Origin of the sequence: Curtobacterium aurantiacum (assembly GCF_018598555.1) — a bacterium.
Classification (GTDB): domain Bacteria; phylum Actinomycetota; class Actinomycetes; order Actinomycetales; family Microbacteriaceae; genus Curtobacterium; species Curtobacterium aurantiacum.
Window position 1 is genome coordinate 14,978 of the sequence record NZ_JAHEWN010000017.1, and the last position, 26,060, is coordinate 41,037.

The following is a 26,060-nucleotide window of genomic DNA, read 5'->3' on the forward strand; positions in this document are numbered from 1 at the left end:
GAGTGCTCACGTGCCCGCAGTCAACCTCGGTATGCCCAAGTCCCCCGAAACCCTCGCTCCGCGTCGCAAGTCGCGGCAGATCCGGGTCGGCAAGGTGCTCGTGGGCGGCGACGCCCCGGTGTCCGTGCAGTCGATGACCACGACGCAGACCACGAACATCAACGCGACGCTGCAGCAGATCGCCGAGCTGACGGCCTCCGGCTGCGACATCGTCCGTGTCGCCGTCCCCACCCAGGACGACGCCGACGCGCTGGCGATCATCGCGAAGAAGTCGCAGATCCCGGTGATCGCCGACATCCACTTCCAGCCGAAGTACGTCTTCCAGGCGATCGACGCCGGCTGTGCCGCCGTCCGCGTCAACCCGGGCAACATCCGCAAGTTCGACGACCAGGTCGGCGCGATCGCCAAGGCAGCCAAGGACGCCGGCGTCTCGCTCCGCATCGGTGTGAACGCCGGGTCGCTCGAGCCGAGCCTGCTGCAGAAGTACGGCAAGGCCACCCCCGAAGCACTCGTCGAGTCCGCCGTGTGGGAAGCCTCCCTGTTCGAGGAGCACGACTTCCACGACTTCAAGATCTCGGTCAAGCACAACGACCCGATCGTCATGGTCAAGGCCTACCGCCAGCTCGCGGCCGCCGGTGACTGGCCCCTGCACCTCGGCGTGACCGAGGCCGGCCCGGAGTTCCAGGGCACCATCAAGAGCGCCACCGCGTTCGGCATCCTGCTGGCCGAGGGCATCGGCGACACCATCCGCGTGTCGCTCTCCGCCCCGCCCGCGCAAGAGGTCAAGGTCGGTCTGCAGATCCTGCAGTCGCTGAACCTGCGGGAGCGCAAGCTCGAGATCGTCTCCTGCCCGAGCTGCGGTCGCGCGCAGGTCGACGTCTACCAGCTCGCGAACGACGTCACCAAGGGGCTCGAGGGCATGACCGTCCCGCTCCGCGTCGCCGTCATGGGCTGCGTCGTGAACGGCCCGGGAGAGGCGCGCGAGGCCGACCTCGGCGTCGCCTCGGGCAACGGCAAGGGGCAGATCTTCGTCAAGGGCCAGGTCGTCAAGACCGTGCCGGAGGCCGAGATCGTGCAGACCCTCATCAACGAGGCGAACCGCATCGCCGACGAGATGGGTCCGGCGGCGGCCACCGGCACGCCCCAGGTGATCATGGCGCCGTAGGCGCGACCACCCTCCGGACCGGAGGCCCGGTGCCAGCTGGCACCGGGCCTCCGGTCCGTCGTCGTGCGGCGTTGGCGTTGGCGTTGGCGCCGGTCGGCACGGTGCGTGCTTCGTGCTTCCGTGCCGGGTTGGTTGCTGCGTGCGAGCCTGCAGGCGCGCACGCAGCGGCTGCTGCCGCACCGGCCGATGAACCTCGCACGGTGCGGCTCTGCTCCGCGTCGCCCGCGGCGCGCGCGACGCACCGCGGACCGGCCCGGAGGCCCGCTGCGGCTGCTCGACGCGCGTCCCCTCCGCACGGTGCGGACTTCGCGAGCGGCCGCCGGGTTGATCGCTGGGTGCGAGCCTGCAGGCGCGCACCCAGCGGCTGCCGCCGCACGAGCCAGCGAACCGCGCACCGTGCCGAACCTCGCACCGCGCCGAACCTCGCACCGTGCCGAACCTCGCTCCGCACGCCCAGCGGCGGGGACACCGCGGGGAACCCGCGTCGCCTGTCCGCCGCCACTAGGCTTGCCCCGTGGTCACACGGCTTTCGCATCTGTTCCTCCGTACGCTCCGCGACGACCCCTCCGACGCCGAGGTGACGAGTCACCGGCTGCTCGTCCGCGCCGGGTACGTCCGTCGCCAGTCCCCGGGGATCTTCGCCTGGCTGCCGCTCGGCCTCCGGGTCCGCGCCAAGATCGAGGCGATCATCCGCGACGAGATGGTCGCCGCCGGTGCGCAGGAGGTCCTGCTGCCCGCGCTGCTGCCGCGCGAGCCGTACGAGGCGACGAACCGCTGGACCGAGTACGGCGACGGTATGTTCCGCCTGCAGGACCGCAAGGGCTCCGACTACCTGCTCGCGCCCACGCACGAGGAGATGTTCGCGCTCCTGGTGAAGGACCTGTACTCGTCCTACAAGGACCTGCCGGTCACGCTGTTCCAGATCCAGGACAAGTACCGCGACGAAGCCCGCCCCCGCGCCGGACTCCTGCGCGGCCGCGAGTTCACGATGAAGGACGCGTACTCGTTCGACCTCACCGACGAGGGCCTCGAGCGCAGCTACCAGGTCATGCGCGACGCGTACGAGAAGATCTTCGCCCGCCTCGGCCTCGACTACGTGATCGTGAAGGCGGACGCCGGCGCGATGGGCGGCTCCAAGTCCGAGGAGTTCCTGCACCCCATCGGCGTCGGCGAGGACACCTTCGTCCGCAGCGCCGGCGGCTACGCGGCCAACGTCGAGGCGTACGTCACCCCCGTCCCCGAGTCGCTGCCGATCGACGGCCAGCCCGAGCCCGTGCTGCTGCCGGCGGCGGACACCCCGACGATCGACACCCTCGTCACCCACGCGAACGAGGTCGCACCGCGAGACGGCGCCCCGTGGACCGCGGCGGACACGCTGAAGAACGTCGTCCTCGCGCTCACCCACCTCGACGGCACGCGCGAGGTCGTGGTCGTCGGGCTGCCCGGTGACCGTGACGTGGACCTGAAGCGCGCCGAGGTGGCCTTCGCCCCGGCCGAGGTCGAGGCCGCCGGCGACGACGACTTCAAGAAGCACAAGGGACTGGTGAAGGGCTACATCGGCCCGCAGGTCCTCGGTGCCGAGAGCGCCACGGGCATCCGCTACTTCGTCGACCCGCGCGTGGTCGACGGCACGAGCTGGATCACCGGTGCCAACGAGCGCGGCGTGCACGTGTCCGGCCTCGTCGCCGGTCGTGACTTCGTGGCCGACGGTGTCGCCGAGGTCTCCGACGTCCGTGCCGGTGACCCGTCGCCCGACGGTTCCGGTCCCCTCGAGACCGCGCGCGGCATGGAGATCGGGCACGTCTTCCAGCTCGGCCGCAAGTACGCCGAGGCGCTGGGACTCAAGGTGCAGGACGAGAACGGCAAGCTCGCGACGGTCACGATGGGCTCGTACGGCATCGGCGTGACCCGCATCCTCGCGATCCTGGCCGAGTCCCACAACGACGAGAAGGGCCTGGCCTGGCCGAAGAACGTCGCCCCGTTCGACGTGCACATCGTCGCCACCGGCCGTGACCAGGTCGCCTACGAGCTGGCGGCCTCCATCGTCGCCGAGCTCGAGGGCGAGCGGTTCGACGTGCTCTACGACGACCGCCCGAAGGTGTCTCCCGGCGTGAAGCTCCGTGACGCCGAGCTGCTCGGCATGCCGATCGTCGTCGTCGCCGGCCGCGGCGCCGCCGACGGCGTCGTCGAGCTGTGGGACCGCGCGACCGGCGACCGCAGCGACGTGCCGGTGGCCGACCTGCTCGACGCGGTCCGCGCGATCTAGACGCGACCCCTGACGGACGGGCGCGCCCCGCTCAGCGGTGACGCGCCAGCGTCACGCGGGGCGCGCCGAGCGAGCCTGCGAGGGAGGGGTGCGACGCCGCCACGGGCCTCCCGTCCGTCTCCTGGTTCTGGGGTACGCTTGTGGCCGACTTCTGCGCAGTTCCACCCCGCAGGAGCGACTCATCTGAATACGGAGGCACCTCGGTGAAGATCGATCTCGCAGTCCTGCGACTCATGGAGCGCGAGCGGGAGATCCCGTTCGACGAACTCGTCCAGATCATCGAATCTGCCATCCTGACCGCGTACCAGAAGCACGCCGACGAGAACGGCGAGCCGGCCCACGCGGAGTCCCGTGTCGAACTCGACCGCAAGTCGGGCGAGGTCAGCGTCTACGTCCCGGAGCTCGACGACGAGGGCACCGTCATCGGTGAAGCCGTCGACCAGCCGAGCGACTTCGGACGCATCGCGGCCTTCGCGGCGAAGCAGGTCATCAACCAGCGCCTGCGTGACATCGGTGACGACAAGATCCTCGGTGAGTTCCGCGGCAAGGAAGGCGACATCGTCGCGGGCGTGGTCCAGCAGGGCCCGAACCCGAAGATGGTGCACGTCGACCTCGGCACGATCGAGGCGATCCTGCCGCCCGAGGAGCAGGTGCCGGGGGAGTCCTACACGCACGGCTCCCGCATCCGCGTGTACGTGACGAGCGTCGCCCGCGGCAACAAGGGCCCGCAGATCACCGTGTCGCGCACGCACCCGGGCCTGGTCCGGAAGCTCTTCGCGCTCGAGGTGCCGGAGATCGCGTCCGGCGTCGTCGAGATCACCTCGCTCGCCCGCGAGGCCGGTCACCGCACGAAGATCGCGGTCAAGGCGAACGAGCCCGGCGTCAACGCGAAGGGTGCCTGCATCGGCGAGCTCGGCGCGCGTGTCCGGTCGGTGACGAACGAGCTCGGCGCCGAGAAGATCGACATCGTCGACTACTCGTCCGACCTGGCGTCGTTCGTAGCGAGTGCCCTGTCGCCGGCGAAGGTGACTAGCGCGTTCGTGCTCGACGCCTCGACGAAGGCCGTCCGCGCACTCGTGCCGGACTACCAGCTGTCGCTCGCCATCGGCAAGGAGGGGCAGAACGCCCGCCTCGCCGCGAAGCTCACCGGTGCCCGCATCGACATCCAGCCGGACTCCATCCTGGACGGCGAGGACTAGGACGATTTCGCCTCCGGCGTGCCCCTCGAGGGCGCGCCGGATCGCGCACGTCCGAGGCAAGGAGTAGAGTGGTTCCCGTCAGAACGTGCATCGGCAGTCGTCGTCGCGCTTCCCGATCCTCCCTCCTCCGAGTCGTCGCCCTGAGCGACGGTCGTGTCGTGGCGGATCCGAAGGCAGTCATGCCGGGCCGGGGAGCATGGCTCACACCGACCGTCGATGCCTACGATCTGGCCGTCAAGCGCAGGGCTTTCCGCCGTGCGCTCCGGTTGGATCGCGATCCCGACACGTCCGCGGTGCTCGACCACATCGTCGGTCTCCCACAGGAGCCGACCGAGCGCCCGGACATGACAGAACAGGCTGAACGGCTTATGGACAACTGATGAGCGGCTCGAAATGAGACCCGTCATCCATTGAGTCCTGCCCCTTCACGGGGTGGGACCCGTGAAGGAGAACAGTGGCTAAACCACGCGTACACGAGATCGCAAGCGAACTCGGCGTCGACAGCAAGACCGCACTCGAGAAGCTCAAGGAGCTCGGCGAGTTCGTCCGGGGTGCCAGCTCGAGCATCGAGCCCCCCGTGGCACGGAAGCTCCGTGCCGCACTCCAGGCAGACGGCGCCCCCGCGGCGAAGCCCGCCGCCTCGGCGTCCGCGCCGAGCGCACCCGCCAAGGCCAGCGCGCCGAAGTCGAGTGCACCCAAGCCCGGCGGCCCCCGTCCGGGTCCGGCTCGTCCGGCACCCGCTCCGGAGCCCGAGGCGCCGGCGGAGCCCGCCGCCGACGTGCCAGCACCGGCCGCACCGAAGTCCGTCGCCCAGCGACAGGCCGAGGCCGAGGCTGCGCAGAAGGCCCGCGCCGAGAAGCAGGCCGCTGAGAAGCAGGCTGCCGAGCAGGCAGGCGGCTCGACCGACGCAGCACCGAAGTCCGACGCGGTGAAGCCGGGCACCAGCCCGAAGGCCCCTGCGGCCGCCGGTCCCAAGCCGGGCGGCCCCAAGCCCGGTGCACGTCCGGGCAACAACCCGTACTCGTCGAACCAGGGCATGGGCTCGCGCCCGCCGCGCCCCGGCAACAACCCGTACTCGTCCAACCAGGGCATGGGCCAGCGCCCGGCCGCCGGCGCAGCCGGTGGCGGTGGCATCCCGCGTCCGCAGCCCCCGCGTCCGGGCACGCCCCGTCCGGGTGCTCCGCGTCCGGGTGGCCCCGGTCAGGGCAACCGTCCCAACGGCTTCGGGCAGCGCCCGGGCCAGGGTGGCGGCCGTGGCGGCCCCGGTGCCCGTCCGGGTGCCGGCGGCGGTGCCGGTGGCGGCTTCCCGCGTCCGGCCTTCAGCGGCCCGCGTCCCGCCGGTGGCGGTGGCCGTGGTCGTGGCCCCGGCGGTGGTACCGCTGGTGCGTTCGGTCGCGGTGGCGGCAAGAGCCGTGCCCGCAAGTCGAAGCGGACGAAGCGCGCCGAGTACGAGATGCGTCAGGCGCCGTCGCTCGGCGGTGTGCAGGTCCCTCGTGGCGACGGCAACACGGTCATCCGACTCCGTCGCGGTGCGAGCATCTCGGACTTCGCGGACAAGATCGACGCTATGCCGGGCAACCTCGTGACGGTGCTGTTCCACCTCGGTGAGATGGCGACCGCGACCGAGTCGCTGGACGAGGCCACGTTCGAGGTCCTCGGTGACGAGCTGGGCTACAAGATCCAGGTCGTCTCGCCCGAGGACGAAGACAAGGAGCTCCTCGAGGGCTTCGACATCGACATCGACGCCGAGTACGCCGACGAGGACGACTCCGTCCTGCAGCAGCGTCCCCCGGTCGTCACCGTCATGGGCCACGTCGACCACGGTAAGACCCGACTGCTCGACGCGATCCGCAACTCCAAGGTCGTCGAGGGCGAGGCCGGTGGCATCACCCAGCACATCGGTGCCTACCAGATCGTCGCGCAGCACGAGGGCATCGACCGCCCGATCACCTTCATCGACACCCCGGGTCACGAAGCCTTCACGGCCATGCGTGCCCGCGGTGCCCAGGTGACGGACATCGCGATCCTCGTGGTCGCGGCGGACGACGGCATCATGCCCCAGACCATCGAGGCGTTGAACCACGCGCAGTCGGCCGGTGTGCCGATCGTCGTCGCGGTCAACAAGATCGACAAGGAAGGCGCGAACCCCGCCAAGGTCCGCCAGCAGCTCACCGAGTACAACCTGGTGGCTGAGGAGTACGGCGGCGATGTCATGTTCGTCGACGTGTCGGCGCGGCAGAACATCGGCATCCAGGAGCTCCTGGACGCCGTGCTGCTCACCGCGGACGCCGGTCTCGACCTGCGTGCCAACCCCGACAAGGACGCACGTGGTGTGGCGATCGAAGCCCGGCTCGACAAGGGTCGCGGTGCAGTCGCCACGGTCCTCATCCAGTCCGGCACGCTGCACGTCGGTGACGCCATCGTGGCGGGCACGGCCTACGGCCGCGTCCGTGCGATGACGGACGAGAACGGGGTCGCGGTCAAGGCCGCGACGCCGAGCCGCCCGGTCCAGGTGCAGGGTCTGTCCTCGGTGCCCCGCGCCGGCGACACCTTCCTCGTCACCGAGGAAGACCGTACGGCCCGTCAGATCGCTGAGAAGCGTGAAGCGGCCGAGCGCAACGCCCTGCTGGCGAAGTCGCGCAAGCGCATCTCGCTCGAGGACTTCACCCGTGCGCTCGAAGAGGGCAAGGTCGAGTCGCTCAACCTCATCATCAAGGGTGACGTCTCCGGTGCCGTCGAGGCACTCGAGCAGTCGCTCCTGGACATCGAGGTCGACGACAGTGTCCAGCTCCGCATCCTGCACCGCGGTGTCGGTGCGATCACGGAGTCGGACATCGACCTCGCCACGATCGACAACGCCATCGTCATCGGCTTCAACGTCCGTCCGGACGTCAAGGCCCGTGAGCGTGCGGCGCGCGAAGGCATCGACGTGCGCTTCTACTCGGTCATCTACAACGCACTCGACGACATCGAGCAGTCCCTCAAGGGCATGCTCAAGCCGGAGTACGAAGAGGTCCAGTCGGGCGTCGCCGAGATCCGCGAGGTGTTCCGTTCCTCGAAGTTCGGCAACATCGCGGGTGTCATCGTCCGCTCCGGCACGATCACGCGCAACGCCAAGGCGCGCGTCATCCGCGAGGGTGTGGTGATCGCCGATGGCCTGGCCATCGAGTCGCTGCGTCGCTTCAAGGACGACGTGACCGAGGTCCGCACGGACTTCGAAGCCGGTATCGGTCTGGGCAAGTTCAACGACATCCAGATCGGCGACGAGGTCGAGACGACCGAACTCGTCGAGAAGCCGCGCGACTGATCGCGTGACTACCCTGGGCCCCGGCCTCCCCACGCGGGAGGCCGGGGCCCGACCCCTTTCCCACGCAGGACCACCGGCGGGAAGCGTCCCGCCACTTCCTCAGGAGGCACCCAATGGCCGATCCGCAGCGCGCACGCAAGATGGCGGACCGCATCAAGGAAGTCGTCGCACGTCGACTCGACAAGGGTCTGCGGGACCCGCGACTCGGGTTCGTCACGATCACCGACGTCCGTGTGACCGGTGACCTGCAGCACGCGTCGATCTTCTACACCGTCTACGGCACGGACGAGGAGCGCGCGGACTCCGCCGCCGCCCTCAAGGCCGCGACCGGCATGCTCCGGTCCGAGGTCGGCAAGAACATCACCGCCCGGCTCACGCCGTCGCTCGAGTTCATCGCCGACGCCCTGCCGGAGACCTCGGCGCACATGGAGGACCTGCTCGTGCAGGCCCAGGTGCGCGACGAGCAGGTCCGCGCCGCCTCGGTCGGCGCGACGTACGCCGGCGACGCCGACCCGTACAAGCGCGACGAGGACGACGAGTCCGACGACGCTGCCGAGACCGACGAAGCCGAGCCGCGCGCCTAGACCCCGGGCAGCTGGTACCCGCTCGCGTCGTCCCCGACGGCCAGTCCGTCGCGCAGCAGCGACGCGAGCGCCCGGTCCCGCTGCTCGGCGTCCGGCCACACCGGTTCGATCTCCGAACGCATGACCGGCACGTCGCTCGCACGCAGCTCGGCCATGATCAGGCCGCGGACCTGACGGTCGCTGCCGGCGAACTTCGCCTGCCGCGGTGCCCGCGGCCCGTCGTGCTCCGGGTACCCGGCCGCGCGCCAGGCGCAGCGGTCCGCGATCGGGCACGCGTCGCACGCGGGGGCGCGGGACACGCACACGAGGGCGCCGAGTTCCATCACGGCGGCGTTCGTGGCGGCGGCGTCCTCGCGGTCGGTCGGCAGCACCGACTCCATCAGCGGCAGGTCATGCTTCGCCTTCGCCGGCCCGGGCTGGCCCTGCCCGAGGACCGCGCGCGCGAGGACACGACGCACGTTGACGTCCACGACGGGGTGCCGGTCGCCGTACGCGAAGACCGCGACCGCGCGGGCGGTGTAGTCCCCGATGCCCGGCAGCGCGAGCAGCGCGTCGACGTCACGCGGGACGACGTTGCCGTGGTCGGTCGCGATCGCGGTCGCCGCGGCGTGCAGCGCGAGCGCGCGTCTCGGGTAGCCGAGCCGGTCCCAGGCGCGCACCGCGTCCGCCGGGGGTGAGGCCGCCAGGTCCGCAGGGGTCGGCCACCGGGTGAGCCATGCCTCCAGGCGGGGGACCACGCGCGCGACCTGCGTCTGCTGCAGCATGATCTCGCTGACCAGCGTGCCCCACGCGGGGAAGCCGGGGCGCCGCCACGGCAGGTCCCGCGCTTCGCGCCGGAACCACGTGATCAGCGGGGTCGCGATGTCGGGTGCCGTCGCGTCGTCGACGTGGTCGACGGTCGGACGGGAGGCTCTGCTCGCGTTCACCACGACAGCCTACGGTGGACGCATGGCACGCTGGGCACCTGAAGAGACCGACACGATGGCCGCGATCGCTGCGGAGGCGATCGCGCAGGTCGGCACGAACCGCACCGTGATCGGCATCGACGGCCAGGACGGCACCGACCTCGAACGGGTCGCCGCCGCGCTCGTCACCGGCTTCGAGCAGCACGGGGTCCCCGCGATGGCGGCCGCCGCACCGTCGGCCGACCAGGACACCCTCCGGTCCGACCTCGTCGTGCCCTTCCGCACGACCGGCGCCGGCGACGGTGTCCTGATCGTGCACGGGCAGGGTGTCCTCGCCCCGGGTGTGCGCACGCTCTGGCGCTGGTCGCTGTGGGTCGAGCAGGAGTCCGGCCGGCTCGAACGCCGCGCCGACGTCAAGATCGCGGCGTCCGCCGTCCTCGACGTCACCGACCCCGAGCACCCGCGTCGCGAGTGGAACGACGCCTGCTGACCGGCGCTGGTAATCTCCTCTGGTGCTCGAAACCGCGCCGGACGGCATCCTCCTCGTCGACAAACCGCAGGGGATCTCCAGTCACCGGGTGGTCGCGATCGCCCGTCGTCGCCTGGGCCTGAAGAAGGTCGGTCACGCGGGCACCCTCGACCCGATGGCCACCGGGCTGCTGCTGCTCGGCATCGGTCCGTCCACCCGGTTGCTCACGCACCTGGTTGGCCTCGGCAAGACCTACACGGCCACCATCCGGCTCGGCGTCTCGACGGACTCCGACGACGCTGACGGCACGCCGACGGCCACTCCCGGTGTGGCCGCGGCCGACGTCTCGGACGCCGCGATCGAGGCGGCCGTCGCCCAGCAGCGCGGCGTGATCGACCAGGTCCCCTCCACGGTCAGTGCCATCAAGGTCGACGGGCGTCGCGCGTACGACCTGGCACGCAAGGGCGAGGCCGTCGAGCTGAAGTCCCGCACCGTGACCGTCTCGCAGTTCGACGTCACGACGCGGAACGACCGCATCGTGGCCGTGGACGGCGCCGACGTCGCGGTGGTCGACCTCGACGTCGTCGTGACGTGCTCGTCCGGCACCTACGTCCGCGCGCTCGCCCGTGACGTCGGCGCGGCCCTCGGCACCGGCGCGCACCTCGTCGCTCTGCGGCGCACCCGGGTCGGACCGTTCGACGTACAGGACGCCGTCGACCTCGGGGACGACGACGTCGACGTCCGTGCGGCCCTCGCGCGCCCGGCGGACATCGCACGCCGACTCTTCTCCTCGGTCACGCTCGACGCGGCATCGGCGAAGGACCTCACCGACGGCAAGCGCGTGGCAGCCGAGCACCCCGACTCCGACGGGCCTGTTGCTGCGGTCGCCGCGGACGACGACCGGCTCGTCGGCCTCGTGTCCGTCCGGCGCGGACTGCTGCGGGTCATCACGAACTTCCCGGCGCCCGGTGCGTCGTCCTCCTCGCAGACGGGTGCACGCGCGTGATCGAGTGGTTCATGTGGGTGCAGGTGGTGCTCGCGGTCGTGGTGGGGCTGTTCGCGGTCGTGGTGGGGTTCATCGGGTGGAAACCGAACGACTACACCGTCGGCGCGCTCGTGCTCGTCGAGCTGCTGCTCCTGGTGCAGGGCGTCATCTCGATCGTGCTGCCGGTGACGGGCAGCCCGCCCGAGGGCAACGCGCTGGAGTTCGGCGTGTACGCCGTGTCGGTGCTCCTCGTGCCTCCGGCCGCGGTCGTCTGGGCACTGATCGACCGCACGAAGTGGAGCACCGTCGTGCTCGGAGCCGGGGCCTTCACCGTCGCGGTGATGGTCTACCGGATGTACCAGATCTGGTTCGCGCTGAACTGACGCCGGAGGTCATGGTCGGCCCCGCACGTCGGTAGAATCGGTGCAATGGCGACCAGATCCTCACTCGCGACGGGCATCGGCCGCGTCCTCATCGCCGTGTACGGCATCCTCGCGCTGGCGGCGACCGGGCGCAGCGTCGTGCAGATCATCGAGAAGTTCTCGTTCGCACCGTTCGCGTACACGCTCAGCGCCGTCGCGGCCGTCGTCTACATCGTCGCGATGATCGCCCTCATCGTCCCCGGCCGGACCTGGTACCGGGTCGCCTGCGTCACCATCGTGTTCGAGATGACCGGTGTGCTGGTCATCGGCACCCTGTCGCTGTTCGATCGCCAGCTGTTCCCCGACGACACCATCTGGTCGTACTACGGCATGGGCTACGCGTTCGCGCCGCTCGTGCTGCCGATCGCCGGGCTCTGGTGGCTCCGCAAGCACCACCGCGCTGCCGCAGCGGCCGTCGACCCGGCGACGACGGCGTCGTCGGCCACCCCGTCGAACGCCGCCTCGACCGCTCCCGCGAGCGAGTAGGAGCCACCGTGCAGTTCTACGAGGACACCGCCGACGTCGCGGACGGGTTCGGGCCGACCGCGGTCACGATCGGCAAGTTCGACGGCGTGCACGTCGGTCACCGCGCCGTGATCGCGCACCTCGAGCGTGCTGCCCGCGAGCACGACCTCGTCGCCACCGTCGTGACCTTCGACCGCCACCCGCTCAACGTCATCGACCCGCCGCACGTGCCGCCGGCTCTCACGAGCACCGCGCAGCGCCGAGAGCTGCTCGAGGAAGCCGGGGTCGACGCCACCCTGCTGCTCCGCTTCGACCAGGAACTCCAGTCGAAGTCGCCCGAGGCGTTCGTGTCCGAGATCCTCGTGGACACCCTGCACGCCCGGCTCGTCTTCGTCGGCAGCGACTTCCGCTTCGGCGCGAAGGGCGCCGGTGACGTCGCGCTCCTCCGCTCGCTCGGGGAGCAGCACGGGTTCACGGTCGAGCTCATCGACGACGTCGACCTGATCGACGACGTCCGACCCGACGGCGAGCGTCGCGTGTCCTCCACCTGGATCCGGGAGCTCCTGGGCCAGGGCCGCGTGGCCGAAGCAGCCCGGCTCCTCGGCCGCGAACACTCCGTGCGGAGCGTCGTGGTGCACGGCAACCAGCGGGGGCGTGCCATGGGGTACCCGACCGCGAACCTCGACCCGGCGTGCGAGGGGTTCGTCCCCGCGGACGGTGTCTACGCGGCCCGGGTGCTGCACGACGGCACGGTCTACCCGGCCGCGGTGTCGGTGGGCAACAACCCCACGTTCGAAGGGGTGCCGGCCAAGCAGATCGAGGCGCACCTGCTCGACGTCGACATCGACCTGTACGGCGATCGCATCTCGGTGCTCTTCGTCTCGTACGTCCGCGGCATGGTGAAGTTCTCGTCGATGGACGACCTCGCGGCGCAGATGCGCCAGGACGACCTCGACATCCGGCTGCTGCTCGGGCTCCCCGCGCCGGTCTGACCCGACGAGCACGACGACGACGCCCCCGTGACCGATCGGTCACGGGGGCGTCGTCGTGTGCGTGCGGGGTGTCAGCCGCCGAGGGCGTCGAGCCAGATCTTGCGGGCGTCGAGGGCTTCCTGCGCGTCCTTGATCTTCCGGGCGTCGCCGGTGGCCTGCGCCGCGGCGAGTTCGGACTGGAGCTTGCCGATGGCGTCCTCGAGCTGGCTCGCGAGGCCGTTCTGACGGGCCTTGCGCTCCGGGTTGGACTCCTTCCAGTGCGCGTCCTCGAGACCACGGACGTGGTCCTCGATCGCACGCAGGCGGTCCTCGACACGACGCACGTCGCCGCGGGGGACCTTGCCGATCTCGTCCCATCGGCGCTGGATCCCGGTGAGGGTCTTGCGCGCCGCGACCCGGTCGGTCGCCTTGAGCAGCGGCTCGGCCTCGGTCAGGAGCGCCTGCTTCGCTTCGAGGTTGGCGGAGAACTCTTCGCTCTCCGCTGCGCTCTCGGCGTGGCGCTGCTCGAACAGCACGTCTCCGGCGGCCTTGAAGCGCGCCCAGAGTGCGTCGTCGTGGCGCTTGCCGGCACGGCCGGCGTTCTTCCAGTCGTCGAGCAGCTGCCGGTAGTCGGGGATCGCGTCGGAGCCGCGAGGCGCGAGGGCCTCGGCCTGTGCGACGAGCTCCTGCTTGCGGGTCCGGGCGTCACGGTGCTGCGCGTCGAGCTCCGAGTAGAACGCACGACGGTGCTGGTCCACGGTGGACCGCGCTGCGCGGAACCGCTTCCAGAGGTCGTTCGCCTCGTTCTTGGGGATCCGCGGGCCGTCGTGCTGGTGCTGCTGCCACCGTGCGAAGACGTCGTCGAGCTGCGCGGTGATCTGCTTCCACTGCGCGCGCGCCGGGTCGACCGCTGCGAGTGCCTCGGCTTCTTCCACCAGGGCGGTGCGGTGCGCCAGGGCGTCCTGCAGGGCCTGCTGGGCCTGCTCCGCCTGCTCCTTGGTCAGCGAGCCGAGCTGCTCGGCGAGCACACCCACACGGGTCTCGAGCGACTTGATGTCGCCCACCACCCGTGCGTCGGCCACCAGGGCCGTCAGGTGCTCGACCGTCCGGGCGACGTCGTTGGCCGACGCACCGCGCTGGACGCGCTGCTCGGCGATCTTCACCTGCCCCTCGAGGTCGGCGTACTTCCGCGCGAAGTAGGCGAGGGCTTCTTCGGGGGTGGCGTCCGGGTACTCACCGACAGCACGTTCGGTCTCTTCGTACCGGACGTACACGGTCCCGTTCTCGTCGACCCGCCCCCAGGTCGTTGCTTCGTCAGATCCCACAGGTCTCGCCTCGATCGTGGTCGTGCATCGCCGACGTCACCGTCGGCACGGTCAGGTCGTCAGCCTATTGCACGGACGGGCTCCGCCGCCCGACCGGTGCGACGGGTTGTGGACTACTTCTCCTCCGCGATGGTCGCGTCGGTGATCTTCGTCGCGACCTTCGGCTCGCCGGTGCCGTCCCTGCCGGGGGACGCGATGCCCTTCGCGGCGATCTTCGACTCGAGCTCGGACAGGCCGCTCGTGACCTTCCCGACGACCGTGTAGCCGCCGGTCGAGCCGTCGAGCGTGGTGTCGCCGTAGACGATGAAGAACTGCGTCGACTGCGAGTACGGGGAGTCGGACCGGGCGATCGCGATCGTGCCCTCGTCGTAGACGCCGTCCTCCGGCACGTTCTCGAGCGGGCCGTACTCGAAGCCGGCGTCGCCGGTGCCGTCGCCGTTCGCGGAGCCGCACTGCAGGAACTTCAGCCCGTCGCTGTCGGCGAGTCGGTGGCACGTGGTGCCGTTGTAGAACTGGTCGCGGATCAACGAGATCTCGACGCTCGCCGCCTGCGGGGCCTTCGCACCGTCCAGCTCGATGCCGAGGTCGATGCTCTTGTTGAGCGTCAGCGTGCCGGTCCAGGTCGCGCCCTTCGCGATCGACTTGCTCGGCACGTCGCCGGTGTTCCCGGCCGTGGCGCTGGGCGACGGCGTCGCGGTCGACGACGCGGAGGCGCTCGGGTCCGGGGCGTCCGACCCCCGCGAGCCGGCGAAGGCGAGCTGCGACCCGGTGGCGAGGGCAGCCACGAGGACGAGGGCGCCGGCACCGACCAGGTTGTCGCGCACACGGCGGCGGCGCTGCCGCTCGTGGAGGCCCTGACGGGCCTGGTAGAGGCGGAGGCGCTCGCGCGCCTCACGGTTGTCACGCGCTGGGTTCTTCGGTGCCACGGTGCTGGTCTGCCCTCTCGTCGCAGTGTGCAACGAGCGTAGCCGAACGGTCACCAGCGTCGACCGGCACCGCAGGGGAGGCGCGGCTCGCGTCGGTGGACCGGCCTACGATTGCAGCATGGCAGCGGATCGTTCGGGCATGCACGCGCCCACCACGGGTGGTCGCGCCGGTCTCGCGCAGGGTTCGGTCCCGCTCGCCGTCCGGATGCGTCCGACCAGCCTCGACGAGGTGGCCGGCCAGCAGCACCTGCTCGGCCGGGGGTCGCCCCTCGTGCAGCTCGCCACCGGCACGCGGGAGAACCCCGGCGGGGTCTCCGTGATCCTGTGGGGGCCGCCCGGCACCGGCAAGACCACCCTCGCACAGGCGATCGCGCGGCAGTCGGGTCGTGAGTTCGTCGAGCTCTCCGCCGTGACCGCGGGCGTGAAGGACGTGCGCGAGGTCATGGAGAAGGCGCTGACCCACCGCGACCTCTACGGGTCGACGACGGTGCTGTTCCTCGACGAGATCCACCGGTTCAGCAAGGCCCAGCAGGACGCCCTGCTGCCCGGGGTCGAGAACGGGTGGGTGATCCTCATCGCTGCCACCACCGAGAACCCGTCGTTCTCGGTCATCTCGCCGCTGCTCTCCCGGTCGCTGCTCCTGACGCTCAAGCCGCTCACCGACCCCGACCTCGGCATGCTCGTCGACCGCGCGGTCGAGGACCCGCGCGGGCTCGGCGGTGCGGTCGTCCTGGGGGACGAAGCCCGGAGCGCGATCATCCGCCTCGCGTCCGGTGACGCCCGGCGCGCCCTCACCGCGCTCGAGGCAGCGGCGGCGTCGGCCACCGCGGCGCAGGACGAGGACGACGACACCGTCCCGGTCGTCGAGGCCGACACGGTGGCGGCCGCGGTCGACCGCGCACTGCTGCGGTACGACCGGCAGGGTGACGAGCACTACGACGTCATCAGTGCCTTCATCAAGTCGGTGCGGGGGAGCGACGTCGACGCCGCGCTGCACTACCTCGCCCGGATGATCGAGGCCGGCGAGGACTCCCGGTTCATCGCGCGGCGGATCATCATCTCCGCGTCCGAGGACATCGGCATGGCCGACCCGCAGGCGCTGCCCATCGCGGTCGCCGCGGCGCAGGCGGTGCAGCTCATCGGCATGCCCGAGGGACGGATCCCGCTGGCCGAGGCGGTCGTCTACCTGGCGACGGCGCCGAAGTCGAACGCCGCCTACAACGGCGTGAACCAGGCCATGGCGGACGTCAAGGCGGGCCGCATGGGCACGGTCCCGATGCATCTGCGGGACGCGCACTACGCCGGGGCGAAGCGACTCGGGCACGGCAAGGGCTACGTCTACTCGCACGACGCCGAGCACGGGGTGGCCGAGCAGCAGTACCTGCCGGACGCCCTCGAGGGCACCGAGTACTACACACCGACGGCCAACGGGTACGAGCGCGAGGTCGGGCCCCGGCTCGAACGACTCCGGAAGATCACACGCGGTCAGTAGTGTCGGTGCTTCTGCGCTCGCCCCGATGCTGCTAGCATTGGCGGGCCTACGTCCTGGTCCTCGAGCACGGCTGCGTCGAGGACAGAGTGCCACTCCGGTGGTACGGGGGCAGAGGTTCGGACTGTAGCCGTCCGATCCCACAGGCTCATCCCTCTGGATCCCGTCGTCGGGGCCGAGCACGTGCTGCGTCATCGAGCGTGTTCGTGGAGTGCCCGGCGAGTATTCAGTTCGAACAGAGAAAAGGACCCTGTGTCTACCAAGTCACGTACCCGCAGCAAGACCCGCCTTTCGCGCGCACTCGGCATCCCGCTGACGCCGAAGGCGGCCCGTTACCTCGAGAAGCGCCCCTACGGGCCCGGTGAGCACGGCCGTACGCGCCGTCGTGCGGACAGCGACTACGCCGTCCGCCTCCGTGAGAAGCAGCGTCTGCGCGCCCAGTACGGCATCCGCGAGAAGCAGCTCCGCATCGTCTTCGAAGAGGCCCGCAAGACGAAGGGCCTGACCGGTGAGAACCTGGTCGAGCTCCTCGAGCAGCGCCTCGACGCCCTCGTGGTCCGTGCCGGCTTCGCCCGCACCACCGCGCAGGCCCGTCAGCTGATCGTGCACCGCCACATCCTGGTGGACGGCAAGCTCGTCGACCGCCCCTCCTTCCGCGTCAAGGAGGGCCAGCTGATCCACGTCAAGGCGAAGTCCGAGTCGATGGAGCCCTTCCAGGTCGCCGCTGCCGGTGGCCACCAGGAAGTCCTCCCGAAGGTCCCGGGCTACCTCGAGGTCGAGATCGAGAAGCTCCAGGCCCGCCTCGTGCGTCGCCCGAAGCGCGCCGAGGTCCCCGTGACCTGTGAAGTGCAGCTCGTCGTCGAGTACTACGCAGCTCGCTGATCCACTGATCACGCCCGAACGGCGGGTCGTCCTCTCGAGGGCGACCCGCCGTTCGGCGTTCCGGCACCGGCGGCTAAGCTTGTCCGGGCATGCACCGCCCGGGTGCACAGAGGGAGAGGCACCGTGAAGCAGCTGTTCTTCGTCGCCGTCGGCATCGTCATCGGGTTCGCCGTCGCACACCAGGTCGCCCAGACCTCCGGTGGTGCGCGGCTCGTCGCCGAGGTGAACGCCAAGACGAAGGCCTTCACGGGTGCCGTCGCGGACGGCTACCGGTCACGCGAGGCCGAGCTCCGCACCGACGCCTGAGCGCGCCGGCCGAGCCGCCACGCCCCTCCTCCACCCACGACCTGAACCCAGGAAGCACCATGCAGACCGCAGAGATCCGCCGCCGTTGGCTCCAGTACTTCGGTGACCGCGGCCACACCGTCGTCCCGTCCGCGTCCCTCGTCTCCGACGACCCGTCGCTCCTCTTCACGGTCGCCGGCATGGTGCCGTTCATCCCGTACCTGACCGGGCTCATCCCGGCGCCGTTCCCACGGGCGACGAGCGTGCAGAAGTGCATCCGCACGAACGACATCGAAGAGGTCGGCAAGACTCCGCGCCACGGCACGTTCTTCCAGATGAACGGGAACTTCTCGTTCGGCGACTACTTCAAGGAGCAGGCGATCCAGTTCGCCTGGGAGTTCCTCACCAAGGCGGAGTCCGACGGCGGACTCGGGTTCTCGGCGGACGACCTCTGGGTCACCGTGTACGAGGAGGACGACGAGGCGATCGCCTTCTGGAAGCAGCACTCCTCGCTGCCCGACGAGCGGATCCAGCGCCTCGGCAAGGACACGAACTACTGGTCGACCGGGCAGCCCGGCCCCGCGGGCCCGTGCTCGGAGATCTTCTTCGACCGCGGCCCCGAGTACGGCATCGACGGCGGCCCCGCGACGGACGACGACCGCTACGTCGAGATCTGGAACCTCGTCTTCATGCAGTACCAGATCGCCGACGTGCGGTCGAAGTACGACTTCGAGATCACCGGCGAGCTGCCGAACAAGAACATCGACACCGGCATGGGGCTCGAGCGCGTCGCCTTCATCAAGCAGGGCGTCGACAACATGTACGAGATCGACCAGGTGCGGCCGGTGCTCGACCGCGCCGCCGAGATCTCCGGCCGGCGGTACGGCGCCGTGCACGAGGACGACGTCCGCATGCGCGTCATCGCCGACCACGTCCGTTCCTCGCTGATGCTCATCGCCGACGGCGTGAGCCCGTCGAACGAGGGCCGCGGCTACATCCTCCGTCGCCTGCTCCGCCGCACGGTCCGCGCGATGCGGCTGCTCGGTGTCGAGACGGCGACGTTCCCGGAGCTCTTCCCCGCGTCCCGCGACGCGATGCGCGACGCCTACCCCGAGGTGGCGTCCGACTACGACCGGATCTCCCGCATCGCCTACGCGGAAGAAGAGACCTTCCTCCGCACGCTCGCGCAGGGCACGACCATCCTCGACGTCGCGGTCGAGCGCGCCAAGCAGGACGGTGCCCCGTCGATCGGCGGCGACACGGCGTTCCTGCTGCACGACACCTTCGGGTTCCCCATCGACCTGACGATGGAGATGGCCGAAGAGGCCGGCGTGCACGTCGACCGCACCGCGTTCGAGACCCTCATGTCCGAGCAGCGTGCCCGGGCGAAGGCCGACGCGAAGAGCAAGAAGACCGCGATCGCCGACCTGAGCGTGTACAGCGCCTTCCGTGCGAAGGGCGAGACCACCTTCCTCGGCTACGACGCGCTCGAGGCCGAGACGCGCGTGCTCGGCATCATCGTCGGCGGCGTGAGCGTCGATCGTGCGGTGGCGGGCGACATCGCCGAGGTCATCCTCGGCGAGACCTCGCTGTACGCCGAGTCCGGCGGCCAGGACGCCGACCAGGGATCGATCGTCGGCAACGGCTTCGACCTCGAGGTCCTCGACGTCCAGCGTCCGGTCTCCGGGCTCTGGAGCCACACGGTGCAGGTCCGCTCCGGCGAGGTCGGGGTCGGTGACGCGGCGAGCACCGTCGTCGACGCCGAGTACCGTCGCGGCGCGACCCAGGCACACTCCGCCACGCACCTGGTGAACGCGGCGCTCCGCGACATCCTCGGGCCGGAGGCGCTGCAGGCCGGCTCGTACAACAAGTCCGGCTACATGCGTCTGGACTTCTCCTGGTCGCAGCCGGTCTCGCTCGAGACCCGATCCGAGATCGAGGAGGTCGTGAACACCGCGATCCGCACCGACCTCGAGGTCTCGACGCGCATCCTGCCCATCGACGAGGCGAAGGCCCTCGGCGCGCAGGCCCTCTTCGGCGAGAAGTACGGCGCCGAGGTCCGCATGGTCGACATCGGCGGCCCGTGGTCCCGCGAGCTCTGCGGCGGCACGCACGTCGCGTCGAGCGCCCAGATCGGGCTCGTCAACCTGGTGGGGGAGTCCAGCGTCGGTTCGACGAACCGCCGCGTCGAGGCGCTGGTCGGGCTCGAGGGGTTCCGCGACCTCGCCGTCGAGCGCACGATCGTGTCGCAGCTCTCGAGCGCGCTCAAGGCCCCCCGCGCCGACCTGCCGTCCCGTGTGCAGAGCCTGATGGAGGACCTGCGTTCCGCCCAGAAGAAGCTCGCCGAGTACGAGTCGGCGAACCTGCAGCAGCGCGTGCCCGCGATCGCCCGGAACGCCACGACCGTCGGCGCCACCACGGTGGTCGCCGAGACGGTCGACGGCCTGCAGTCCGGCGACGACCTGCGCTCCCTCGCGACCGGCGTGCGTGGGCAGCTCGGTGACGGTGCAGCCGTCGTCGTGCTCGGTGCCGTCGTGGGTGGGAAGCCGATCGTGATCGTCGCGACCAACGACGCGGCTCGTGCCGCGGGCGTCCAGGCAGGCCCCCTCGCGAAGGAGGCCGCCGGTGTGCTCGGAGGCGGTGGCGGCGGCAAGCCGGACCTGGCGCAGGGCGGCGGGACCGACGCGGCCGCACTCCCGGCGGCGCTCCGCGCCGTGACCGCACGGCTCGCGGGCTGACCGTGGGCATCCGGTCCGGGCGCCGGCTCGGCATCGACGTCGGCCGCGCCCGGATCGGCGTCGCCGTGTGCGACCGTGACGGCCTGCTGGCGACGCCCGTCGAGACCGTTCGTCGCGACGACTCGAAGGACCTCCGGCGCATCCTCGACCTCGCGGACGAGTACGACGTGCTCGAGGTCGTCGTCGGGCTGCCCCTGTCGATGTCGGGTGGTGACACCGCCTCGACCGAGGACGCCCGCGTGTTCGCGGCCCGCATCGCGGCGCGTCGACCGGTGCGCCTGGTCGACGAACGACTGTCGACGGTGACGGCTCAGCGGGGGCTGCACCAGGCCGGCAAGAACACGAAGAAGTCGCGGGCCGTGATCGACCAAGCAGCCGCTGTTATCATTCTGCAACACGCGCTCGACCACGAGCGCAGTGCCGGTGCCCCTCCGGGCACCACGCTTCCCTGACAGGGCTGCCCGGTACCACACATGGGTGCTCTCGTCGTCACCTGTGAGGACGACGGTGCCCAGGTGGAGTTCCCGACCGAGAGACCGAGGACGTTGGCAGACGATCTGGACTGGAACGCGATCATCGCGCCCGGCAACGACGCCGAGCGGCGGAAGGCGACTTCCGACCGCACGACAGGTACCGATGCCCGCGACGACGCTGGTCAGGTGAACCCACCCCCGGCTCGTCCGATGTCCCGACGGGAAGCCCGCGCCCTCGAGGCCGAACGCGCCCGCATCGCAGCGGCGGACGAGCCGTCCGCGGTCGACTCGTCGAGCGAAGCACCGACCAGTGCGGCACCGACCAGCACGGCACCGACAGGCGACGAGCCGGCGCCCGACCGATCGGCAGGGACCGACGATCGCCCGGCGTCCCCCGCCGACGCACCGATCGCCACCCGCCCCGAAGAGCTGCACCCCGAGGTCGCCGCACTGCTGACCGGCGAACTACCGACCGAGACCGCGGCCGCGGCCGGCGGATCCGGTTCCGACGGGACCGACGACCGTGACGCGACCGGCGGCGGTGGCGCCGCGGGAGGCGGCGGACGCGGGGGACGAGGCGGCGGAGGACGTGCCTCCAGGCCGCCCCGCGAACCCCGACCGAAGCGTCGACGCGGACCGCTCGTCGCGGGGATCGTCATCGTCGCCGTGGTGCTGGCCGCCGGTGTCGGGGCCTACACGTTCGCGGCCCCGAAGATCCAGCAGCTCGTCGCCGCGGTCAGCGGCGCGCAGGAGCCCGACGACTACACGGGCGACGGCACCACGAAGGTGACCATCACCATCAAGCAGGGCGACATCGGTGAGAACGTCGCCGCGACGCTGCAGCGCAGCGGCGTCGTCAAGGACTCCAAGGTGTTCTACAAGCTCCTGCTCGCGTCGCCCGACGTGCAGTTCCAGCCGGGTTCGTACGCGCTGAAGAAGGAGATGAGCTCGAAGTCGGCGCTGGCGGCCCTGCAGGACGAGGACAACCGCGTGCAGGCGTCGATCATCATCCCGGAGGGCACCGCTCTGGCCGACATCAAGGCCGGCATGGTCTCGAAGGCCGGTTTGACCAAGAAGGAGGTCGACGCGGCGGCGAAGGACCTCGCGGCGTACGACCTGCCGTCCGGTGTCACGACGCTCGAGGGATGGCTGTTCCCGGCGACCTACCCGATCAACCCGGGCTGGACGGCCGAGCAGTACTTCGCGTCGATGGTCGACACCATGAAGGAACACCTGGCCGCCGCCGGCGTCAAGGAGGCCGACCAGGAGCGCACCATCGTGTTCGCGTCGCTGGTGCAGAAGGAAGCCGGGCTCGCAGCCGACTACCCGAAGGTCGCGCGGGTGTTCCAGAACCGACTCGACCAGGGCATGAAGCTGCAGTCCGACGCCACGGTCGCCTACGGCACGGGCAACACGCACACGGTGACGACGACCGACGCCGAGCGTGCGGACGCGTCGAACGAGTACAACACCTACGTGCACGAGGGGCTGCCGCCGGCACCGATCTCGAACCCGGGTGACATCGCGATCAAGGCGGTCACGGCCCCGGCCTCGGGCAAGTGGTTGTACTTCGTGACGGTCGACCTCGAATCGGGTGAGACGGTCTTCTCGGACACCTACGACCAGCACCTGGTCGCGGTCGAGCGGTTCCAGGCCTGGCTCCGGGCACACCCCGACTACCAGTAGTCGGCGACGTCGCACGGACGAACGCTGTGGGAGGATTGCGGCATGCTTCGTTGGTTGACTGCTGGTGAGTCCCACGGACCCGAACTGATCGCCATGCTCGAGGGCCTGCCCGCGGGTGTCCCGGTGTCGTTCGAGTCCATCCGTGCCGACCTCGCGCGCCGCAAGCTCGGCTACGGCCGTGGCTCGCGGATGAAGTTCGAGCAGGACGAGCTGCACGTGTCCGGCGGCGTCCGCCACGGGTACTCGCTCGGCAGCCCCATCGCGATCCGCATCGGCAACACCGAGTGGCCGAAGTGGGTCGAGGTGATGAGCCCCGAGCCGGTCGAATCCACCGAGATGTCCCGCGGTCGGAGCGCCCCGCTGACCCGACCGCGTCCGGGCCACGCGGACCTGGTCGGCATGCAGAAGTACGGCTTCGACGAGGCCCGCCCGATCCTCGAGCGTGCGAGCGCCCGCGAGACGGCTGCCCGGGTCGCGCTCGGTGCCGTCGCGAAGGCGTTCCTCGCCGAACTCGGCATCCGGTCGGTGGCGCACACGCTGCAGGTCGGGACCGTCCGGGTCCCGGACGGCACGGACCTGCCCCTGCCCGACGACGTGGACCGCCTCGACGAGGACCAGCTGCGCTGCTTCGACGCCGAGACCTCCGCACGCATGGTCACCGAGGTCGAGGCCGCGAAGAAGGACGGCGACACCCTCGGCGGCGTCGTCGAGGTGCTGTTCTACGGCGTCCCGCCGGGCCTCGGCTCGCACGTGCACTGGGACCGCCGGCTCGACGCCCGCCTCGCCGCGGCGATCATGGGCATCCAGGCCATCAAGGGGGTGGAGGTCGGTGACGGCTTCGCGACCGCCGGGCGCCGGGGCTCCGCCGCCCACGACGAGCTGTACCGCGAAGACGGCGAGATCTACCGCACGAGCGACCGCGCCGGCGGGACCGAGGGCGGGATGTCCACGGGCACGGTGCTGCGGGTCCGCGCCGGCATGAAGCCGATCGCGACCATCCCGCACGCCCTGCACACGGTGGACGTCGTCTCCGGTGAGGACGCCTCGGCGCACCACCAGCGCTCGGACGTCTGTGCCGTGCCCGCGGCGGGCGTCGTCGCCGAGGCGATGGTGGCCCTGGTGCTCGCCGACGCGGTGCTCGAGAAGTTCGGCGGCGACAACGTCGTCGAGACGAAGCGCAACCTCGACGCCTACCTCGCCGCGATCCCGGAGACCCTGCGCACGCGCCGGACCGAGCCGTCGGCGACCTCGACCGACCTGTGAGCACCGACGTCCGACGCGCCGACGCGCCCGTGGTCGTCATCGGCCCGATGGGCGCCGGCAAGTCGAGCGTCGGCAAGCGGGTGGCGAAGGCCCTCGGCGTCCCGTTCACGGACACCGACCGGGTCATCGTGCGCGAGCACGGGCCGATCCCCGGGATCTTCGCCGACCGCGGCGAGCCGGCGTTCCGCGCGCTCGAGGCCCAGGCGGTCCGGGCAGCGATGGCCACCGGCGGCGTGATCGCCGTGGGCGGGGGAGCCGTCACCCACGCGGACACGCGGCAGGCCCTGAGCGGGGCACGCATCGTCCTGCTCACCGTCTCGCCCGAGGCCGTCGCCGACCGCATCGCCGGGTCCGACCGGCCGCTGCTGGCGAACGGCGGGATCGATGCCTGGCAGACGATCATGGACGAGCGGGCGGCCACCTACGCGGAACTCGCGCACGTCGTGGTCGACACGTCACGCCGCCCGATGTCCCGCGTGGTCGACGAGGTCGTCGCGTGGCTGCGCAGCGACGCAGGCAGCACCGAGCGCAGCGACGCCGGCACCACCGAGCGCAGCGACGCCGGCACCACCGAGCGCAGCGGCACCACCACCGCGCCCGGCAGCACGACCAGCAGCACCACCAGCAGCGAAGGAGCACCGTGACCGAGTCGACCCTGCCCGCCGGGACCACCGAGATCCGGGTCGGCGGTGACGACGGCTACACGGTGGCCGTCGGCACGGGCCTGCTCGGCGCCCTGCCCGCGATCCTGGGCCCGCGTGTCGCCAAGGTCCTCATCGTGCACTCGCCGACCCTCGGCGCCCGGGCGAACGAGCTCCGCGCGCTCCTGGTCGAGGCCGGGCTCGAAGCCCTGATCGCCGAGGTCCCCGACGCCGAGGGGGCCAAGCGCGTCGAGGTCGCCGCCTTCTGCTGGCAGATCATGGGGCAGGCCGACTTCACCCGCACCGACGCGGTCATCGGCCTCGGTGGCGGCGCGGTCACCGACCTGGCCGGCTTCGTCGCCGCGACCTGGCTGCGCGGTGTGCCGTACGTGGCCGTCCCGACCAGCGTGCTCGGGATGGTGGACGCCAGCGTCGGGGGCAAGACGGGCATCAACACGAACGAGGGCAAGAACCTGGTGGGCGCCTTCTACGCTCCACGTGCCGTCGTCGTGGACCTCGACCTCGCCCGCACGCTGCCCCGCAACGAGATCCTGACCGGGTTCGCCGAGATCGTGAAGGCCGGGTTCATCGCCGTGCCCGAGATCCTGGACATCGTCGAGGCCGACGTCGACCGGGTGACCGACCCGACGACGCCGGAGTTCCGGCGGGTCGTCGAGCTCGCCATCGCGCTCAAGGCCGAGGTCGTCTCGGACGACTTCACCGAGCAGGGCCGACGCGAGATCCTGAACTACGGGCACACCCTCGGGCACGCGATCGAGCACGCCGAGCGGTACCAGTGGCGCCACGGGGCGGCGGTGTCGGTCGGCATGGTGTTCGCCGCCGAGCTCGCCCGACTCACCGGTCACCTGGACGACGCCACGGTCGACCGGCACCGGGCGATCCTCGAGTCGCTCGACCTGCCGACCTCGTACGGCGTCGGGCGCTGGCAGGGGCTCCTCGCCACGATGCGTCGTGACAAGAAGGCCCGTGCCGGCATGCTGCGGTTCATCATCCTGGACGGCGTCGGCAAGCCCGTCGTGCTCGAGGGCCCCGAGGACCACCTGCTCTTCACCGCCTACCAGGAGGTCGGCGTCTAGCCACACCGGTCAGCGCAGGACCCGACGCGTCCTGCGCCACCACCAGGTGACACGCGTCGAGACGGTGACCACGCCGGTGCGCTGGGATTCCCGCCACTCATCGACGGTGGCGCCGTGGTCCCAGGCGAAGAGGACGTCGTCGTCCTCGTCGAGGTCGGGTGCGTCGGGGAGCGGTCGCAGGATCGACATCAGTCGGTGTCCCTTCGTTCGTCGTCGTGGTGTGCCTGGTCGGCGCTGGCTCGCCTGCGGAGCGCTCGGCTCGCGAGTCGGCGATCGGCCTTCGACCACCACGGTACGGTCTCCAGGTCTCGGAGCACCGTTGTCGAAATGTCGTATGTGTTCATGTCCGGCCGCTGTGTGACGGCCCAGGTGAACCGATGCCAGGCGTGGTCACGATCGGACGTCCGTCGGCTCTGGAACGCCCCGAACCAGCTGACGACGGCGGCGACGATCGCCGCTCCGGCGGCGATGCACGCCGCGATCAGTGCTGTCTCCACGGCGCGAGTGTCCACTGCAG

General features: G+C 70.8%; 25 protein-coding genes. 20 read left to right on the forward strand and 5 right to left on the reverse strand.

What is annotated here, in order from left to right:
* The first annotated feature begins 10 nt into the window (after positions 1-10).
* The 6 genes from ispG to rbfA all read left to right on the forward strand — a co-directional run bounded on the left by ispG (position 11) and on the right by rbfA (position 8,521).
* Positions 11-1,165: a flavodoxin-dependent (E)-4-hydroxy-3-methylbut-2-enyl-diphosphate synthase gene (gene ispG / locus KK087_RS13965; protein WP_171907786.1), complete on the forward strand. Its 1,155-nt coding sequence runs from the start codon at positions 11-13 to the stop codon at positions 1,163-1,165.
* 514 nt (positions 1,166-1,679) lie between these two features.
* Entirely contained in the window at positions 1,680-3,431 is a 1,752-nt protein-coding gene (locus KK087_RS13970) for a proline--tRNA ligase (protein WP_214530876.1), read from the forward strand.
* 203 nt (positions 3,432-3,634) lie between these two features.
* A complete protein-coding gene (nusA, locus tag KK087_RS13975; RefSeq protein ID WP_214530877.1) occupies positions 3,635-4,630 on the forward strand; it encodes a transcription termination factor NusA in 996 nt (331 codons plus the stop codon).
* A 68-nt stretch (positions 4,631-4,698) separates the two neighbouring features.
* Positions 4,699-5,010 carry a YlxR family protein gene (locus KK087_RS13980; protein WP_111235072.1) on the forward strand — a complete coding sequence of 104 codons (312 nt, stop codon included), beginning with the start codon at positions 4,699-4,701 and terminating at the stop codon, positions 5,008-5,010.
* A gap of 74 nt (positions 5,011-5,084) precedes the next feature.
* A complete protein-coding gene (gene infB / locus KK087_RS13985) occupies positions 5,085-7,937 on the forward strand; it encodes a translation initiation factor IF-2 (RefSeq protein ID WP_214530879.1) in 2,853 nt (950 codons plus the stop codon).
* A 113-nt stretch (positions 7,938-8,050) separates the two neighbouring features.
* Positions 8,051-8,521, forward strand: coding sequence for a 30S ribosome-binding factor RbfA (gene rbfA, locus KK087_RS13990; RefSeq protein WP_214530881.1), 471 nt, complete (start codon positions 8,051-8,053; stop codon positions 8,519-8,521).
* On the opposite strand, the gene KK087_RS13995 is transcribed toward rbfA, so the two are convergent.
* Positions 8,518-9,447 carry an HhH-GPD family protein gene (locus KK087_RS13995; RefSeq protein WP_439647697.1) on the reverse strand — a complete coding sequence of 310 codons (930 nt, stop codon included), beginning with the start codon at positions 9,445-9,447 and terminating at the stop codon, positions 8,518-8,520. The genes rbfA and KK087_RS13995 overlap by 4 nt on opposite strands.
* 22 nt (positions 9,448-9,469) lie before the next feature.
* Here KK087_RS13995 and KK087_RS14000 point away from each other — a divergent pair, with 22 nt between their 5' ends.
* The 5 genes from KK087_RS14000 to KK087_RS14020 are packed head-to-tail and all read left to right on the forward strand — an operon-like array spanning position 9,470 to position 12,759.
* The gene (locus KK087_RS14000; RefSeq protein WP_214566109.1) at positions 9,470-9,916 is read left to right on the forward strand and encodes a hypothetical protein; all 447 of its coding nucleotides are present in this window, start codon (positions 9,470-9,472) and stop codon (positions 9,914-9,916) included.
* 22 nt (positions 9,917-9,938) lie between these two features.
* Positions 9,939-10,901: a tRNA pseudouridine(55) synthase TruB gene (gene truB / locus KK087_RS14005; RefSeq protein ID WP_214566116.1), complete on the forward strand. Its 963-nt coding sequence runs from the start codon at positions 9,939-9,941 to the stop codon at positions 10,899-10,901.
* On the forward strand, positions 10,898-11,263 hold the full coding sequence (locus KK087_RS14010; RefSeq protein WP_214530887.1) for a hypothetical protein: 366 nt from the start codon (positions 10,898-10,900) through the stop codon (positions 11,261-11,263). Before truB ends, KK087_RS14010 begins: the two co-directional genes overlap by 4 nt.
* 45 nt (positions 11,264-11,308) lie before the next feature.
* Entirely contained in the window at positions 11,309-11,788 is a 480-nt protein-coding gene (locus KK087_RS14015; protein WP_214530889.1) for a hypothetical protein, read from the forward strand.
* Positions 11,789-11,796: 8 nt separating this feature from the next.
* Positions 11,797-12,759, forward strand: coding sequence for a bifunctional riboflavin kinase/FAD synthetase (locus KK087_RS14020; protein ID WP_214545305.1), 963 nt, complete (start codon positions 11,797-11,799; stop codon positions 12,757-12,759).
* A gap of 71 nt (positions 12,760-12,830) precedes the next feature.
* Here the strand turns inward: KK087_RS14020 and KK087_RS14025 are convergent, their stop codons facing one another.
* Both KK087_RS14025 and KK087_RS17695 read right to left on the reverse strand, forming a co-directional pair.
* Positions 12,831-14,063: a DUF349 domain-containing protein gene (locus KK087_RS14025; protein ID WP_214530893.1), complete on the reverse strand. Its 1,233-nt coding sequence runs from the start codon at positions 14,061-14,063 to the stop codon at positions 12,831-12,833.
* Positions 14,064-14,176: 113 nt separating this feature from the next.
* Positions 14,177-14,989, reverse strand: coding sequence for a peptidylprolyl isomerase (locus KK087_RS17695; protein WP_214566118.1), 813 nt, complete (start codon positions 14,987-14,989; stop codon positions 14,177-14,179).
* Between the two features lie 139 nt (positions 14,990-15,128).
* Here KK087_RS17695 and KK087_RS14035 point away from each other — a divergent pair, with 139 nt between their 5' ends.
* The 9 genes from KK087_RS14035 to aroB all read left to right on the forward strand — a co-directional run bounded on the left by KK087_RS14035 (position 15,129) and on the right by aroB (position 25,543).
* Entirely contained in the window at positions 15,129-16,481 is a 1,353-nt protein-coding gene (locus KK087_RS14035; protein WP_214566176.1) for a replication-associated recombination protein A, read from the forward strand.
* 249 nt (positions 16,482-16,730) lie between these two features.
* A complete protein-coding gene (gene rpsD / locus KK087_RS14040; protein WP_017887166.1) occupies positions 16,731-17,360 on the forward strand; it encodes a 30S ribosomal protein S4 in 630 nt (209 codons plus the stop codon).
* 123 nt (positions 17,361-17,483) lie between these two features.
* Positions 17,484-17,666 (forward strand): hypothetical protein, encoded by a 183-nt coding sequence (locus KK087_RS14045; protein WP_214566119.1) that lies wholly within the window; start codon positions 17,484-17,486, stop codon positions 17,664-17,666.
* 59 nt (positions 17,667-17,725) lie between these two features.
* Positions 17,726-20,383, forward strand: a complete 2,658-nt coding sequence (gene alaS, locus KK087_RS14050; protein ID WP_214566121.1) for an alanine--tRNA ligase — start codon at positions 17,726-17,728, stop codon at positions 20,381-20,383.
* An 8-nt stretch (positions 20,384-20,391) separates the two neighbouring features.
* Entirely contained in the window at positions 20,392-20,835 is a 444-nt protein-coding gene (ruvX, locus tag KK087_RS14055; RefSeq protein WP_214530926.1) for a Holliday junction resolvase RuvX, read from the forward strand.
* Positions 20,836-20,928: 93 nt separating this feature from the next.
* On the forward strand, positions 20,929-22,542 hold the full coding sequence (gene mltG / locus KK087_RS14060; RefSeq protein WP_250901136.1) for an endolytic transglycosylase MltG: 1,614 nt from the start codon (positions 20,929-20,931) through the stop codon (positions 22,540-22,542).
* 42 nt (positions 22,543-22,584) lie between these two features.
* A complete protein-coding gene (gene aroC, locus KK087_RS14065) occupies positions 22,585-23,805 on the forward strand; it encodes a chorismate synthase (RefSeq protein WP_214530903.1) in 1,221 nt (406 codons plus the stop codon).
* A complete protein-coding gene (locus KK087_RS14070) occupies positions 23,802-24,449 on the forward strand; it encodes a shikimate kinase (RefSeq protein WP_214566123.1) in 648 nt (215 codons plus the stop codon). The genes aroC and KK087_RS14070 overlap by 4 nt, the downstream gene beginning before the upstream one ends.
* Entirely contained in the window at positions 24,446-25,543 is a 1,098-nt protein-coding gene (aroB, locus tag KK087_RS14075) for a 3-dehydroquinate synthase (RefSeq protein WP_194621869.1), read from the forward strand. Before KK087_RS14070 ends, aroB begins: the two co-directional genes overlap by 4 nt.
* Positions 25,544-25,552: 9 nt before the next feature.
* Here aroB and KK087_RS14080 read toward each other — a convergent pair whose 3' ends face one another.
* Together KK087_RS14080 and KK087_RS14085 are read right to left on the reverse strand one after the other, a co-directional pair.
* Positions 25,553-25,732, reverse strand: coding sequence for a hypothetical protein (locus tag KK087_RS14080; RefSeq protein WP_152377801.1), 180 nt, complete (start codon positions 25,730-25,732; stop codon positions 25,553-25,555).
* On the reverse strand, positions 25,732-26,040 hold the full coding sequence (locus tag KK087_RS14085; protein ID WP_214566125.1) for a hypothetical protein: 309 nt from the start codon (positions 26,038-26,040) through the stop codon (positions 25,732-25,734). The genes KK087_RS14080 and KK087_RS14085 overlap by 1 nt, the downstream gene beginning before the upstream one ends.
* Between the last annotated feature and the right edge of the window lie 20 nt (positions 26,041-26,060).